General features: G+C 65.1%; 13 protein-coding genes and 1 tRNA gene. 7 read left to right on the forward strand and 7 right to left on the reverse strand.

Annotated features, from left to right (window positions below; genetic code table 11):
* Window positions 1–21 precede the first annotated feature (21 nt).
* From tig to ASD15_RS19500, 4 genes are all read right to left on the reverse strand, one after another.
* Window positions 22–1,362, reverse strand: coding sequence for a trigger factor (gene tig, locus ASD15_RS19485; protein ID WP_057156788.1), 1,341 nt, complete (start codon window positions 1,360–1,362; stop codon window positions 22–24).
* 33 nt (window positions 1,363–1,395) lie between these two features.
* Window positions 1,396–1,482 (reverse strand) — tRNA-Leu (locus ASD15_RS19490).
* 203 nt (window positions 1,483–1,685) lie between these two features.
* On the reverse strand, window positions 1,686–4,772 hold the full coding sequence (locus ASD15_RS19495; protein ID WP_057156651.1) for an efflux RND transporter permease subunit: 3,087 nt from the start codon (window positions 4,770–4,772) through the stop codon (window positions 1,686–1,688).
* A complete protein-coding gene (locus tag ASD15_RS19500; protein WP_307188287.1) occupies window positions 4,769–5,914 on the reverse strand; it encodes an efflux RND transporter periplasmic adaptor subunit in 1,146 nt (381 codons plus the stop codon). Before ASD15_RS19500 ends, ASD15_RS19495 begins: the two co-directional genes overlap by 4 nt.
* A gap of 163 nt (window positions 5,915–6,077) precedes the next feature.
* Between ASD15_RS19500 and hpnC the strand changes: the two genes are divergently transcribed.
* The 6 genes from hpnC to ASD15_RS19525 all read left to right on the forward strand — a co-directional run bounded on the left by hpnC (window position 6,078) and on the right by ASD15_RS19525 (window position 11,192).
* Entirely contained in the window at window positions 6,078–6,953 is an 876-nt protein-coding gene (gene hpnC, locus ASD15_RS19505) for a squalene synthase HpnC (protein WP_057156652.1), read from the forward strand.
* 34 nt (window positions 6,954–6,987) lie between these two features.
* Entirely contained in the window at window positions 6,988–7,821 is an 834-nt protein-coding gene (gene hpnD, locus ASD15_RS19510; RefSeq protein ID WP_057156790.1) for a presqualene diphosphate synthase HpnD, read from the forward strand.
* A 6-nt stretch (window positions 7,822–7,827) separates the two neighbouring features.
* Window positions 7,828–9,237, forward strand: a complete 1,410-nt coding sequence (hpnE, locus tag ASD15_RS19515; RefSeq protein ID WP_057156653.1) for a hydroxysqualene dehydroxylase HpnE — start codon at window positions 7,828–7,830, stop codon at window positions 9,235–9,237.
* Between the two features lie 167 nt (window positions 9,238–9,404).
* On the forward strand, window positions 9,405–9,530 hold the full coding sequence (locus tag ASD15_RS33545) for a hypothetical protein (protein ID WP_267877831.1): 126 nt from the start codon (window positions 9,405–9,407) through the stop codon (window positions 9,528–9,530).
* A 15-nt stretch (window positions 9,531–9,545) separates the two neighbouring features.
* Window positions 9,546–10,364 carry a DUF1700 domain-containing protein gene (locus ASD15_RS19520; protein ID WP_057156654.1) on the forward strand — a complete coding sequence of 273 codons (819 nt, stop codon included), beginning with the start codon at window positions 9,546–9,548 and terminating at the stop codon, window positions 10,362–10,364.
* Window positions 10,365–10,382: 18 nt separating this feature from the next.
* The gene (locus ASD15_RS19525; RefSeq protein WP_057156655.1) at window positions 10,383–11,192 is read left to right on the forward strand and encodes a head GIN domain-containing protein; all 810 of its coding nucleotides are present in this window, start codon (window positions 10,383–10,385) and stop codon (window positions 11,190–11,192) included.
* A 69-nt stretch (window positions 11,193–11,261) separates the two neighbouring features.
* Here the strand turns inward: ASD15_RS19525 and ASD15_RS19530 are convergent, their stop codons facing one another.
* Window positions 11,262–12,533: a TIGR03862 family flavoprotein gene (locus ASD15_RS19530; protein WP_057156656.1), complete on the reverse strand. Its 1,272-nt coding sequence runs from the start codon at window positions 12,531–12,533 to the stop codon at window positions 11,262–11,264.
* Window positions 12,534–12,623: 90 nt separating this feature from the next.
* Between ASD15_RS19530 and ASD15_RS19535 the strand changes: the two genes are divergently transcribed.
* Window positions 12,624–12,875 (forward strand): hypothetical protein, encoded by a 252-nt coding sequence (locus ASD15_RS19535; RefSeq protein ID WP_057156657.1) that lies wholly within the window; start codon window positions 12,624–12,626, stop codon window positions 12,873–12,875.
* A 12-nt stretch (window positions 12,876–12,887) separates the two neighbouring features.
* Here ASD15_RS19535 and moaD read toward each other — a convergent pair whose 3' ends face one another.
* Window positions 12,888–13,145, reverse strand: coding sequence for a molybdopterin converting factor subunit 1 (gene moaD, locus ASD15_RS19540; protein WP_057156658.1), 258 nt, complete (start codon window positions 13,143–13,145; stop codon window positions 12,888–12,890).
* Between the two features lie 8 nt (window positions 13,146–13,153).
* Entirely contained in the window at window positions 13,154–14,362 is a 1,209-nt protein-coding gene (gene glp / locus ASD15_RS19545) for a gephyrin-like molybdotransferase Glp (protein WP_229418266.1), read from the reverse strand.
* Window positions 14,363–14,364 lie beyond the last annotated feature (2 nt).

Here is a 14,364-nt window from a genome sequence, read left to right on the forward strand (position 1 = left end):
TGCAGCTTCTCTGAAGCTGGATTACGCTTGCGCGTTGCTTCCCATCAGCTCGTCGAAGGCAACAGCTTTCGACGTGGTTTTCGACAGGCCCAGAACGAAGTTAACGACGTTTTCTTCCAATACAAGGGCTTCGACTTCAGCCAGGCGGCGACGGTCGCTGTAGTAGTACTTCAGCACTTCGCGCGGGTCTTCGTAGCTTTGGGCGAAGTCTTCCACTTGCGCCTTGACCTGCTCAGGCAGCGCTTGCAGCTTGTTTTCGTTGACCAGCTGCGACAGGATCAGGCCCAGGCGCACGCGGCGCTCGGCCTTGTCGGCGAACAGTTCCGGTGGGAACGGCACGTCCTTGACGTTCATGCCGCGCTGCGCCATGTCCTGGCGCGTCATTTCAGCCAGGCGCTCGGTGTCCTGGGCGATCAGGGCTTGCGGCACGTCCAGGGTGGCGGTCTTGACCAGCGCATCCATCACGGCTTCCTTGTTGCGTGCTTTCACACGGCCGGTCACTTCGCGTTCCAGGTTGACCTTGATGTCTTCGCGCATTTTGGCCAGGTCGCCGTCGGCGACGCCCAGCGATTTGGCAAATTCAGCGTCGACTTCCGGCAGGTGCGCCCATTCCAGCTTTTTCAGCGTGATGGTGAACTGGGCGGTCTTGCCGGCCACGTCCTTGCCATGGTAGTCCTCTGGGAAAGCCAGGTCGAAGGTCTTGGCTTCGCCCACTTTCAGGCCCACGGTGGCGGCTTCGAACTCCGGCAGCATGCGGCCTTCGCCCAGCACGAATGCGTAGTCTTCAGCTTTGCCGCCGGGGAACTCAACGCCGTCGATCGAGCCGACGAAGTCCACGGTCACGCGGTCGCCGTTGGCGGCGATCGGCGCACCGCCGTCGCCGTGTTCACCGGCTTCACCCTTGGTGTGGAAGTGCACCCGCTGCTTGCGCAGGATTTCGATGGTCTTGTCGATTTCCGCGTCCGACACGTCGGCTTTCACGGTTTCGATTTCAACGGTGGACAGGTCGCCGATGACGACTTCCGGATACACTTCGAACGTTGCGTCGAAGGTCAGCTGGCCTTCTGGTGCGTCGTTCTTTGGTTCGATGCGCGGATAGCCAGCTACGCGCAGTTCGGCGGCGTTGGCGGCGTCATTGAAGGCGCGGCCGACTTTATCGTTCAGCACTTCGGTCTCGATCTGATAACCGTATTGTGCCGCGACCATTTTCATGGGCACTTTGCCAGGACGGAAGCCTGGTGCCTTAGCCGATTTGGCTTGCACTTTCAGGCGCTTCTCAACTTCCGAGCGGACTTCGCTCAGGGGGAAGGAGATCGTGATACGACGTTCGAGTTTGCCCAGGGTTTCGACTGCAGTTGCCATGTAAAAATCGTCCAAAAAATATAAAGAATACTGTGGTGCGAGGAGGGGGACTCGAACCCCCACACCATTGCTGGCGTCAGGACCTAAACCTGGTGCGTCTACCAATTTCGCCATCCTCGCGGCGTATTTGTACAAAAGCAAAGGGCGGCCCGTTTTCAATTGAGGTCCATTGAAAACGGCTCGCCCTTACCCCGCCGCAGCAGGGGCTTTCAACTTCAACGCGGTATTTTACTGTTTTTTTCAGAGTACGGAAGGGTTTTTTAACCTAAACACAACGTTATAAGTGTAATGCCTTGATTCCTCTGCAATTTCAGCTTCCCGCGTCAGGTTTGCACCGGCTTTTTGACCCTGAACCAGGCCGCGTACAGGGCCGGCAGGAACAGCAACGTCAGTGCCGTGGCCAATATCAGGCCACCCATGATGGCTACCGCCATCGGCCCCCAGAATACCGAGCGCGACAACGGTATCATCGCCAGCGCGGCGGCGGCCGCCGTCAGGATGATGGGGCGGCAGCGCCGCACCGCCGACTCCACGATGGCGTCCCACGGCGCCGCCCCGCCCTTGATGTCCTGTTCGATCTGGTCGACCAGGATCACCGAATTGCGGATGATCATGCCGAACAGCGCGATGATGCCCAGGTTGGCCACGAAGCCCAGCGGACGGCCCAGCAGCAGCAAGGCCGCAGCCGCGCCGGCCACGCCCAGCGGCCCGGTGAGGAACACCAGCAGCGCGCGCGAGAAGCTGTGCAGCTGCAGCATCAGCAAGGTGAAGATGATGAAGATCGCCAGCGGCAGGTTGGCCGAGATCGACGCTTCCGCCTCGCTGCTGTCGGACGCGGCGCCCTTGACGTCGATGCGGTAGCCGGCCGGCAGGTTCTTGCGCAGCTCGCCCAGCTTGGGGTCGATCTGGCCGGTGACGGTCGGGCCCTGGATGCCCTCGGCCACGTCCGACTGCACCGTGATGGCCCACTCGCGTCCTTCGCGCCACACCACGCCCGGCTCCCACACGAAATGCACGCGCGCTAGCTGGCCGATGGTGACGGACCTGCCGTTGGCGGTCGGGATATTGGTGTCGTTCAGGCGCGAGATGGTGTTGCGCTCCTCGAGCGGCTGGCGCACCTGGATGTCGATCAGCTTGATGCCGTCCCTGAACTGGCCCACCGTGGTGCCGGACAGGATGGTGTTCGCCGCGCGCATCACCGTTTGCGATGTGACGCCCAGCGCGCGCATCTTGTCCTGGTCCAGGTCCATGCGCAGCACTTTCACGGATTCGTTCCAGTTGTCGTTGACGCCCAGCGTGTTCGGATTGGCGCGCATGATGTCCTTCACCTGGTCGGCGATGATGCGCACCTTCTCCACTTCGCCGCCGATCACGCGGAACTGCACCGGATACGGCACCGGCGGACCGTTCGGCAACAGCTTGACGCGGCCGCGCACCTCGGGGAAGTCCTCCTTGAATACCTTGGTGATCTTCTGGCGCAGCGCTTCGCGGGTTTTCAGGTCTTTCGGCAGCACCACGAACTGCGACACGTTCGTCTGCGGGAAAATCTGGTCCAGCGGCAGGTAGAAGCGCGGGCTGCCGGTGCCCACATAGCTGGTAACGCTGACTACGCCCTCCTGTTTTTGCATGAACGCTTCGAACTTCTTCACCTGCTTCTCGTTGGCGGCGAACGAAGTCCCTTCCGGCATCCAGATTTCCACCATCAGTTCGGGGCGGCTCGAATCCGGGAAGAACTGCTTTTCGATAAATCCGAAGCCATACACGCCGAGGAAGAAGATGGCCAGCGTGGCGCCGATGGTGGTCTTGCGCCACTCCACGCACCAGTTCACCACCGAGCGGAACTTGCGGTAGCCGGGCGTATCGAACAGCTCGTGGTGCCCGTCGCTGTGCGGCTGCACCCTCAGCAGCAAGTAGCCGATGTAGGGCGTGAAGATCACCGCCACGAACCACGAAATGATCAGCGCCAGCGCGTTCACCGAGAACAGCGTGAAGGTGTATTCGCCGGCCGCCGACTTGGCCAGGCCGATCGGCAGGAAGCCGGCCACCGTGATCAGCGTGCCGGTCAGCATCGGCAGCGCGGTGGAGGTGTAGGCGAAGGTGGCGGCGTCGAAGCGCGAGAAGCCCTCCTCCATTTTGCGCACCATCATTTCCACCGCGATGATGGCGTCGTCGACCAGCAAGCCGAGGGCGATGATCAGCGCGCCCAGCGAAATCTTGTGCAGGTCGATCGACAGCATGCGCATGAACAGGAAGGTCACCGCCAGCACCAGCGGAATGGTCAGCGCCACCACCAGGCCGGGACGCGCGTCCAGGCGGAACTTGGGCTTGGTATGCATGCCGAGCGCCACGAAGCTCACCGCCAGCACAATCAGCACCGCCTCGATCAGCGTGTTGACGAATTCGCCCACCGAGGCCTTCACGGCGCTCGGCTGGTTCGAGACGCGCTCGAGCTCGATACCGACCGGCAGCTTGGCCTTCATTTCGGCCACGGCCTTCTCCATGCTCTCGCCCATCTTGATAATGTTGCCGCCCTTCTGCATCGACACGCCCAGGCCGATCACTTCCTTGCCGTTGAAGCGCATCTTCTCCAGCGGCGGATCCTCGTACTCGCGCTTGATGGTGGCGAAGTCGCCCAGGCGGAAGGTGGTGCCGTTGGCGCGCAGCTCCAGCTCCTCCAGGTCCTTGACGGTCTTCAGGGCGCCGGTCACGCGCACCTGCAGGTTGTCGGTCGGCGTCACCAGCACGCCGGTGGACTCCACGTTGTTCTGCGTGGCGATCTGGTTGACGATGGCCTCGAACGGGATGCCCAGCTGGGCAAACTTCTTGTGCGAGAACTCGATATTGATCTTCTCGTCCTGCACGCCGAACAGCTCGACCTTGGACACCTGCGACACGCCCAGCAGCTGCTGGCGCGCGAAGTCCGCGTAGTCCTTCATTTCGGCGTAGGTGAAGCCGTCGCCCGACAGCGCGAAAATGGAACCGTAGGTGTCGCCGAATTCGTCGTTGAAGAACGGGCCCTGCACGCCTTGCGGCAAGGTGCCCTTGATGTCGCCGATCTTCTTGCGCACCTGGTACCAGGACTCGGCCGTCTCGCCTGGCGGCGCCGACTCGCGCAGCTCGACCAGGATCAGCGTTTCGCCCGGCTTGGAATAGCTGCTGATCTCATTGACATGCGGCGTTTCCTGCAGCTTCTTTTCCAGCTTGTCCGTGACCTGCTCGGCCATCTGCAGCGCGGTGGCGCCCGGCCAGAAGGCCCGCACCACCATCACGCGGAAGGTAAAGGGAGGGTCTTCATCCTGTCCCAGGTTGGCGTAGGCCAGCATGCCGCCCAGCAGCAGCACCGCCATCAGGTAGCGCGTCAGCGGAATGTGTTCCAGCGCCCAGCGTGAGAGGTTGAAGCCGTCCTTCATTTGGCGGCTCCGGCAGGGGCTTGGGCTGCGGCCGGCTTGGCCAGTTCCTCGCCGAGGATCTTGACCTTCTGGCCCGGCTTCAGCACGTTTACGCCCGCCGTGACGATGGTCTGGCCGGGCTTGACGCCCGACGCCAGCACGATATCGTTGCCGGCCACGCCGCCGGGCGTCACCGGCACCAGCTTGACTGCGCCGTTTTCAACCACCCACACCGAGGTGGTGGCTTTTTCATAATGCAGCGCCGTCAGCGGCACCTTGATTTGCGGCTGCGCGGTCCTGGAGGCGAACTCCACCACCGCCGTCATGCCCAGCCTGGCTTCGGCCAGGCTCTCGGGTATGGTCACCTTGACCGTATAAGTACGGGTGGCCGGGTCGGCCGCCGGCGAAATCTCGCGGATCTTGCCGGGCACCGTATGCTGCGGGTTGGCCCACAGCCGCACGCGCACGTCCGAAATGGACTTCAGCGCATCGACCTTGTCCTCCGGGATGCCGATGACGACTTCCTTGTCGCCGTCCTTGGCCACGCGCACCACCGGCGTGCCGGCCGCCACCACCTGGCCCGCTTCGGCGTCGACCGCCGTCACCACGCCGTCGATGTCGGCCACCAGCGCCGAATAGCCGGCCTGGTTGGACTGCGAACGGTACGCCGCCTGGGCCGCGTCCACATTCGCCTGGGCTGCCTTGTAGGCCGAGTCCTTGCTGTCCAGGATAGTCTGGGCGACGAAGTTCTGCGCCTTCAGGTCCTGGTAACGCTTCAGTTCCGCCTTGGCGAAGTCGCGCGAGGTTTCCGCCGCCCGCAGCGAGGCCAGCGCCTGCGCCTGCGACAGTTTCAGGTCCTGCGGGTCCAGCTGCATCAGCTGCTGCCCCTTCTTCACCACCGAGCCCACGTCCACGCTGCGCTTGACGATCTTGCCCGGCACGCGGAAGCCCAGGCGCGACTCGACGCGCGCCCGCACCTCGCCGGAGAACTCGGCGTCCACGCCGATCTCGCTGCTTTGCAGCACAATCGCGCGCACCGGGCGGATATCTTCGGTCTTCTCGGCTTTCTTGCCGCAGCCGGCCAACAGCACGGCTGCAGCGGCGGCGCCGCAGAGTGTGGCGGCGAAGGCGGGGGAAGGACGCGGTTTTTTCAGGGAGTACACATTAATTCCTTTACTATGCGGGCTGCTTTGGATTGCGGCGATAGCACTTTGCCACTATGATGGTTCCGGCCAGAAAGTAAATGACTTTCCGTTAATTAAAAATTATAAGCCGTGACACACTCTTTGCAAATGACTTTTGCGTCATTTACTTGAATACCCCTATATGTCTGTAGACCATTACGAGAATTTCCCTGTCGCTTCCGTCCTCATGCCGCGCCGCCTGGTGCCGGCGGTGGAAGCCATTTACGCCTTTGCCCGCAGTGCCGACGACCTGGCCGACGAGGGCGACGCCACGCCCGAGCAGCGCCTGGCCGCCCTCGCCGCCTATGAGCAGGCGCTGGACCGCATTGCCGCCGGCGGGGAGGCGCAATCCGGCCTGGACCCGATGTTCCTGCGCCTGGCCGGCGTCATCGCGCAATACGACTTGCCGCTGCAGCCCTTCCGCGACCTGCTGTCCGCCTTCAAACAGGACGTGACGGTCACGCGCTACGCCAGCTACGGCGCGCTGCTGGACTACTGCGCGCGCTCGGCCAACCCGGTTGGCCTGCTGATGCTGTCGCTGTACGGCCAGGCCGACGAACAAAACGTGCGCGACTCCGACGCCATTTGTTCAGCATTACAGATTATCAATTTTTTACAAGACGTGGCGATCGATCTGCAGAAGGAGCGCATCTACCTGCCGATGGAAGACCTGGCGCGCTTTGCCGTGTCCCCGGCGGCGCTGGACCATCCGGGCGGCACGGCCAAGTGGCGCACCCTGATGAAGTTCGAGGTGGCCCGCGCGCGCGCGCTGATGCTGAGCGGCGCGCCGCTGGCGGTGCGCCTGCGCGGGCGCATCGGCCTTGAGCTGCGCATGGTGGTGCAAGGCGGCCTGCGCATCCTGGAGTCGATCGAGGAAGTCGAGTACGACGTCTTCCGCCGCCGCCCGAAACTGACCCGCAAGGACTGGATGAAGGTGATCTGGCGTGGCCTGCGGATGAAAGCGCGGATGAAACGCGCCATGAAAAGCCCCTCCGGCGCGGCGCTTCCCTTAGAATAGCGGCTTCGATCGCCTCACCCTTGCTTTTTTGACCATGTCACCAGACGAATACTGCCAGCAAAAAGCCGCCGCCAGCGGGTCCAGTTTCTACTACAGCTTCCTGTTCCTGCCGCAGGAGCGGCGCCGCGCCATCATGGCCTTGTACGCGTTCTGCCGGGAAGTGGACGACACCGTGGACGAATGCACCGACGAATCGGTGGCGCGCGTGAAGCTGGCGTGGTGGCGCAAGGAGATCTCCGGCATGTACGAAGGCAAGCAGACGCACCCGGTGACCCAGGCGCTGCAGCCGCACCTGGCCAGCTATCAGTTGAAGCAGGAACACATGCAGGCCATCATCGACGGCATGGAGATGGACCTGAACCAGACCCGCTACCTGGACTATGTGGGCATGTCCAAATACTGCTGGCACGTGGCCAGCGTGGTGGGCATCCTGTCGGCCAGCATATTTGGCGTGAGCAATCCGCAAACCTTGCAATTCGCCGAGAAGCTGGGCCACGCTTTCCAGCTGACCAACATCATCCGCGACGTGGGCGAAGATGCGCGCAAAGGCCGCATCTACCTGCCGGTCAATGAGCTGCAGCAGTTCAATGTGACCGCCGCCGACCTGCTGAACGCGCGCCACAGCGAGAACTTCGAGAACCTGATGAAGTTCCAGATCGCCCGCGCGCACAAGGCTTACGACGAAGCGTTCGCGCTGCTGCCGAAGGAAGACCGCCGCGCGCAGCGTCCCGGCCTGATGATGGCGGCCATCTACCGCACCTTGCTGACCGAGATCGAGAACGACGGCTACCACGTGCTGACCCAGCGCATCTCGCTGACGCCGATCCGCAAGCTGTGGCTGGCGTGGAAAACCTACATCCGTGGCTGACGCAAAATGACACGGGGGACTGCGCGCACCGTTGCCGTGGTCGGCGCCGGCTGGGCCGGCTGCGCGGCGGCGCTGGAGCTGGCGCGCGCCGGCTGCACGGTAACGCTGCTGGAGGCGGCCCGCACGCTGGGCGGACGCGCGCGGCGCGTGGAGATGGACGGCCGCCAGCTCGATAACGGCCAGCACATCATGCTGGGCGCCTATGCCGAATCGCTGCGGGTGATGAAGCTGGCGGGCGTGGACCTGCCTGCCGCGATGCTGTCGCTGCCGCTGCAGATGCGCTACGCGCCGGGCGCCGGCGGCATGGACTTCCTGGCTCCGCGCCTGCCCGCGCCGCTGCACCTGCTGGGCGCGCTGCTGCGCGCGAAGGGCCTGGCGCGCGAAGACAAGCTGTCGCTGGCGCGCTTCTCGACCACCGCGCGCTGGATGGACTGGCAACTCAACACCGATTGCAGCGTCGATGAACTGCTGCAGCGCTTCGACCAGACGCCGCGCCTGATCCAGCTGATGTGGCGCCCGCTGTGCCTGGCCGCGCTGAACACGCCGACCGACCGCGCCTCGGCCCAGGTATTCCTGAACGTGCTGCGCGACAGCCTGGGCGCGCGCCGCAAGGCATCCGACATGCTGATCCCGCGCGCCGACCTGACCGCCCTGTTCCCCGACGCCGCGGCCGCCTGCGTGGCCCGCCGCGGCGGCACGGTGCACGCCGGCGCCAAGGTAACCGCCCTGGCGCAATTGCCCGATGGCCGCTGGCGACTTTCCGCCACCGGCGCCGGCCTTGCACAGCTTGCCGGCCCGGCTGCGGCAAGCGGCGCGGCCTCCCCCTGGAGCGCCGAATTCGATGCCGTCATCCTGGCCCTGGGCGCGCCGGGCACCGCCGCCATGCTGCGCGGGCTCGCGCCGCTGCAGGCACTGGCGACGCAGCTGGAAGCGTTTACACCCGAGGCCATCACCACCTGCTACCTGCAATACGATGGGAACGTGCGGCTCGGCATCCCCTTCTACGCGCTGCTGGACAATCCAGACCATGGCCACTGGGGCCAGTTCGTGTTCGACCGTGGCCAGCTCGATGCGGCGCAGGCGGGCATGCTCGCCGTGGTCATCAGCGCGTCCGGCAAGGCCGCAGGACTGGGACAGGCCGCGCTGGCCGCCGCCATCGCCGCGCAGCTGGCCGCCGTGCTGCGCCGCCCGGAGCTGGCGCAGCCTTCCTGGAGCCGCGTCGTCACGGAAAAGCGCGCCACCTACGCCTGCACTCCCGCCCTCGCCCGTCCGGCCAACGCCACCGGCCTGCCCGGGCTACTGCTGGCAGGCGACTACACTGCGGGCGATGACGCGGCCGCCAACTACCCCGCCACGCTGGAAAGCGCCGTGCGCAGCGGTGTGGCGGCAGTCAAAATATTGCTTAAAAACAAATAACCGCCCCAGCATGGCTCAGCTGCAAACCATCCCCGGCTATCCCCGTCATACGTCGTCTGCCCCGTCATTTATGCATCCTGTCGCACACCGGTGGTCTGTACAAGTTCGTTTGCGTACAGTCGCATCATCGGTAGTGAATCAATATGGACCTAAGGACGGAGCTGCAAATGACACTCGGACTGACTTTGAAAACCCTGGCAGTGCTGGCCATCGTGGCCGCCAGCACGGTTGCCATCGTGCTGAGCGAACACTTCAGCGCGGCAGTTTCCCTGTCGCAACACGTATCGTTTTAACCGCGGGAGTTCTGGATGGATAAGCAGGCTTACCTGGACGCGCTGCAAAAAGCCCTGGCGGGACTGCCGCCGGACACGGTCGCCAAGACCCTGGCCTACTATGAGCAGCGTTTCGTCGACGGCGTAATGGCCGGGCGCACCGAGCAGGAAATCGCCGCCGACCTGGGCGAACCGCGCAAGATCGCCATGACGCTGCGCGCCAACGTCCACCTGTCCGCCTTTGAACAAAAGAAAACCCCGGTCAACGCCGCCCGCATGGCCGTGTCGGTGGCCGGACTGGCCATCTTCAACCTGTTCATGGTGGTGCCGGCCATGGTGTACGCCGCGCTGCTGGCCACCATCTACGTGTGCGCCTTCAGCTTCTACCTGAGCGGCATCGTGATCACCGCCAGCGGCCTGTCGGGCACCAACGAACTGGTACTGGATGGCCCGCTGCGCGAATTCATCCACTTCGACGGCCGCGACGGCGAAGGCCACCGCACCCAGACCAAGATCGCCATCGACCACCAGGGCATCCAGATCTACCAGGAACCGATGGACGGCTACGACGCCGCGCCGGACGCCGGCCAGGCCGATGCGGACAACGCCGACGGCGACGACAGCAACAGCCGCTCCGGCAAGATCATCGAGAAAGCCGAGCGCATGGCCACCAGCGCGGTGCACATCTCGACCGACCTGGACGGCGAATCGCGCACCACGCAGTCGGTGCTGGGCATGACGCTGGTGATAGTCGGCATCCTGCTCAGTTTGCTCAGCCTAGTGGTGACCAAGTACACCATCGTCGGCATCAAGCGCTATATCCAGATGAATTCCTCGCTGTTGCGGGGCCGCTAAGGCGGACAGGAGCACACCATGAAAGCCTTACTCAAAGTCGGAATCAGTATGCTGTTGCTGGCATTCGTGCTGATCGCCGTCTCCTACAGCATGCTGCGCGCGCACGGCGCCACCAATCCGTCCAGTGCGCAAGGCCGGGCGCCGGCCAGCGAGACGCGCGATATCAGCCACGGCATCACCTCCGTCGAACTGAGCGGCCCGATCGACCTGACCCTGCGCCAGGGCGACAAGCCATCCCTCAAGGTGCGCGGCGAACAGCGCCTGCTGGGCAACGTGGAAACCGAACAGGAAGGCAACACACTGCACATCGGCACCAAGGGCATGCTGTTCCACCACCGCCGGCCGTTGCAGGTGGAGCTGGTACTGCCTTCGCTGTCCGAGCTGGAAATCCACGGCAGCGGCGACAGCACGGTCAACGGCTTCAGCGGAGAAAAGCTGTCGGTGCAAGTGCACGGGCCGGGCAACCTGAACTTCAACGGCCGCTTCAAGAAAGTCGACGCGGGCCTGCACGGCAGCGGCGACCTGACGCTGAACACCGGCGCCAGCGACGTGGTGACGCTGGAGATGGTCGGCTCCGGCCAGATCCGCAGCAGCGGCAGCTGCAAGAGCCTGAACGCCGAATTGACCGGCTCGGGCGACCTGGATGCGCAGCACCTGGCGTCGGACCAGGTGGTGGTGAACCTGAAAGGCTCGGGCACCACCAACGTGTTCGCCCGCAAATCGGTGGAGCTGACCCTGAACGGCAGCGGCGACATCCGCGTGTTCGGCAACCCCGACAACCGCAATGTGAGCCGCACCGGTTCCGGCGAGGTTAGCTGGGATCATTGAGCCGGGCCGCGGCTGATACGCGCTGCGCCTCCCCCCGCGCCCCGCGCGTGGCAGCTGTCGCAGGGCGGCTTAGCTCCGCAGGGGCGCCACCGGCCGCAGCCAGCGCAGCACATCCTCACCCGCCGCCTGGCCGCTGGCCAGGCAGGCCGTCAGCAGATAGCCTCCGGTGGGCGCTTCCCAGTCCAGCATCTCCCCGGCCACGAACACACCCGGCTTCGCCTTCAGCATCATCCCCTCCATGGCTTCAAAGCGCACTCCGCCGGCGGTGCTGATCGCCTCGTCAATCGGGCGCGGCGCGCGCAAGCGCACCGGCAGCATCTTCAGCGCCCGCGCCAGCTGCGCCGGGTCGGCATACTGTTCCGCGCTGGCGCACTCGCGCAGCAAGCCTGCCTTCACGCCCTTGATGCCCAAACGGCTCTGCAAGTGACTGGCCATGGAGCGCGAGCCGCGCGGGCGGCTGAGTTCATCCACCACCCTGGCCGCGTCCAGGTCCGGCAGCAGATCCAGGTGGATCAGCGCACTGCCATCGGCAGCGATCTGGTCGCGCAAGGCGGCCGACAGCGCGTAGATCAAGCTGCCCTCGACGCCGGTGGCGGTGACGACAAACTGGCCCTGCTTGCGGAACGGCTGCCCGTCCGCCCCGGTCGAGGTGATGGCCACCGTGGTCAGCGGCTCCCCCGCGTGCCTGGCACTGAAATGCGCGCTCCAGTGCACGTCGAAGCCGCAGTTGGCCGGAAGCAGCGGCGCCACTTGCACGCCCCGTTGCTCCAGCACCGGCACCCAGGCGCCGTCCGAGCCCAGCCGCGCCCAGCTGGCGCCGCCCAGCGCCAGGATGGTGGCGTCGGCCGCAACGGGCAGTTCGCCGTCCGGCGTGGCCAGCAACAACGCGCCATCCTCGTCCCAGCCTGTCCAGCGGTGGCGCTGGTGGAAATGCACGCCCAGCTCGCGCAAGCGGTGAAGCCAGGCGCGCAGCAGCGGCGCGGCCTTCATCTCGGTGGGGAACACGCGGCCGGAGGTGCCGACAAAGGTCTCGATGCCCAGGCCATGCACCCAGTCGCGCACGTGCTGCGGCCCGAAGGCGTCCAGCATGGCCTGCAGGATGGCGGCACGCTTGCCGTAGCGGGTGACGAAGGTCTGGTACGCCTCGGCGTGGGTGATGTTCATGCCGCCGCGCCCGGCCAGCAGGAACTTGCGGCCCACCGAGGGCATGGCGTCGTAGACGTCGATCTGCAGCGGACGGGCGGGGTCGGCACGCTGCGCCAGCGTTTGCGCCGCCATCAGGCCGGCCGGGCCGCCGCCAATGACGGCGACGCGAAATACATGATTGTTCTGAGACTGCATGGGGGAATCCCGGGTGAAATATTGAGGCAATCCGGCATTCTAGGGCATACTGGCACGCATCTACCACATCCACCAACTCGAGGGGCAGTCATGGGTGCAGCATTCTGGATCAAGCGCTATTTGCTGGCGGCGGTGCCGCTGTTCGCCATACTGGCCGGTGTGGAATACGTGAAGGGCACGCCAACCCAGGCCGACATCCTGAGCGCCGGCGTGTGGGCCGCCGTGGCGGCCGCCATTTTCGTCGGCACGCAGTACCGGCGCTACCGCAAGAATCAGGAGTGCGCGCCCTGCGACGCGGTGGGCAAGCCCACCAAGGCGAACAAGCCCAACACACGGTCCTGATTCGTCCCGGCCTCAGCCGCCGGTAACCGGCGGGAAGAACGCCACTTCGGCGCCCTCTTTGACCACCGTCTCCGGCTGGCACATCACCTGGTTGCAGGCCATGCGCAAGGCGCGGCCTTCACCCAGGGCTTGCTCCCAGGCGCCGCCGCGCGCCACCAGCAGCGCGCGGATGGCCGCCACCGTGTCCACACCGGCGGGCAGTTCAAGCATTTCGGTGGAGGTGCCCACCGCTTCGCGCACGCTGGCGAAGAATTTCAGAGTAACGTTCATCTCAACTATCAAATCAATTCGGAAAATGGGATAAATCGCACCGTGTCGCCGGGCTGGATGGCCTGGCCGGGAGGGTTGTCGACCAGTCCGTCGCCCCACACCGTGGACGTCAGCACGCCGGAGCTTTGGTTCATGAACAGCTCCAGCCCGCCCTGCTCGTTCAGCCGCGCCCGCAGGAATTCGTTGCGCCTGTCGGCTTTCGGCCAGCTGAAATCGGCGCGCAGCTGGTAGGCCTTCGGCGCCAGCGCTTTCGCATCGCCCACGCCTTGCATGCGCAGGATGAACGGCCGCACAAACAGCAGGAAGGTGACAAAACTCGACACCGGATTGCCGGGCAAGCCGACAAAGAATGCATCCCTCACCTCGCCAAAGGCCAGCGGCTTGCCCGGCTTGACGGCGATCTGCCACATGTTCAGGCGGCCCTCCGCTTCCACCGCAGGCTTGATATGGTCTTCCTCGCCGACGGACACGCCCCCGGAGGTGATGATCAAGTCGTTGCCTTCTGCGGCCTGGCGCAGCACGGAGCGGGTGGCGTCCAGCGAGTCGGGCACGATGCCGAAATCGCTGATTTCGCAGCCCAGGTTTTCCAGCAGCGCGCGCAGGGTGAAGCGGTTGGAGTTGTAGATGGCTCCAGGCGCCAGCGGCTCTCCGGGCATGGCCAGCTCATCGCCAGTGAAAAACACCGCCACGCGCAGCTTGCGCCGCACCGGCAGTTCGGCCAGGCCGACCGAGGCGGCCAGCCCCAGTTCCTGGCTGCGCAGGCGGGTACCCGCGGGCAGGATCACGCTGCCGTTGCTGATGTCCTCGCCGGCACGGCGTATCCACTCGCCGGACTTCGGGGCGTGCCCGATGGTGACGACGTTGCCGGTCAGCTCGCACTGCTCCTGCATCACCACCGCGTCCGCGCCCTCGGGTATCAGGGCGCCGGTGAAGATGCGCGCCGCCGTGCCGGGCAGCAGCGGCTGGCCGACGTGGCCGGCCGGGATGCGCTGCGACACGGTCAGCGTGGCAGCACCGCTGGCGCAGTCGGCCGCGCGCACGGCGTAGCCGTCCATCTGGGTGTTGTCGTGCGTGGGCACGTTCATGCCCGAGACCTGCGCCTGCGCCAGCACGCGGCCGTTGGCTGCCAGCGTGGACAGCGTTTCCACGTCCGCCACCGGGCGCGCGGCGGCCAGCATGAGGTCGAGCGCCTCGCGCACCGGCATCAGAGGTTTCATCA

This window comes from Massilia sp. Root351 (assembly GCF_001425045.1).
GTDB lineage: Bacteria > Pseudomonadota > Gammaproteobacteria > Burkholderiales > Burkholderiaceae_D > Rugamonas.

Bases quoted from the DNA above. Each gene is read 5' to 3' on its own strand.
- ASD15_RS33545 (WP_267877831.1), top strand. From the start codon at position 9,405: ATGACACTCGGACTGACTTTGAAAACCCTGGCAGTGCTGGCCATCGTG.
- ASD15_RS19530 (WP_057156656.1), bottom strand. From the start codon at position 12,533: ATGCAGTCTCAGAACAATCATGTATTTCGCGTCGCCGTCATTGGCGGC.
- hpnE (WP_057156653.1), top strand. From the start codon at position 7,828: ATGACACGGGGGACTGCGCGCACCGTTGCCGTGGTCGGCGCCGGCTGG.
- ASD15_RS19535 (WP_057156657.1), top strand. From the start codon at position 12,624: ATGGGTGCAGCATTCTGGATCAAGCGCTATTTGCTGGCGGCGGTGCCG.
- ASD15_RS19520 (WP_057156654.1), top strand. From the start codon at position 9,546: ATGGATAAGCAGGCTTACCTGGACGCGCTGCAAAAAGCCCTGGCGGGA.
- ASD15_RS19525 (WP_057156655.1), top strand. From the start codon at position 10,383: ATGAAAGCCTTACTCAAAGTCGGAATCAGTATGCTGTTGCTGGCATTC.
- tig (WP_057156788.1), bottom strand. From the start codon at position 1,362: ATGGCAACTGCAGTCGAAACCCTGGGCAAACTCGAACGTCGTATCACG.
- hpnC (WP_057156652.1), top strand. From the start codon at position 6,078: ATGTCTGTAGACCATTACGAGAATTTCCCTGTCGCTTCCGTCCTCATG.
- moaD (WP_057156658.1), bottom strand. From the start codon at position 13,145: ATGAACGTTACTCTGAAATTCTTCGCCAGCGTGCGCGAAGCGGTGGGC.
- hpnD (WP_057156790.1), top strand. From the start codon at position 6,988: ATGTCACCAGACGAATACTGCCAGCAAAAAGCCGCCGCCAGCGGGTCC.
- ASD15_RS19495 (WP_057156651.1), bottom strand. From the start codon at position 4,772: ATGAAGGACGGCTTCAACCTCTCACGCTGGGCGCTGGAACACATTCCG.
- glp (WP_229418266.1), bottom strand. From the start codon at position 14,362: ATGAAACCTCTGATGCCGGTGCGCGAGGCGCTCGACCTCATGCTGGCC.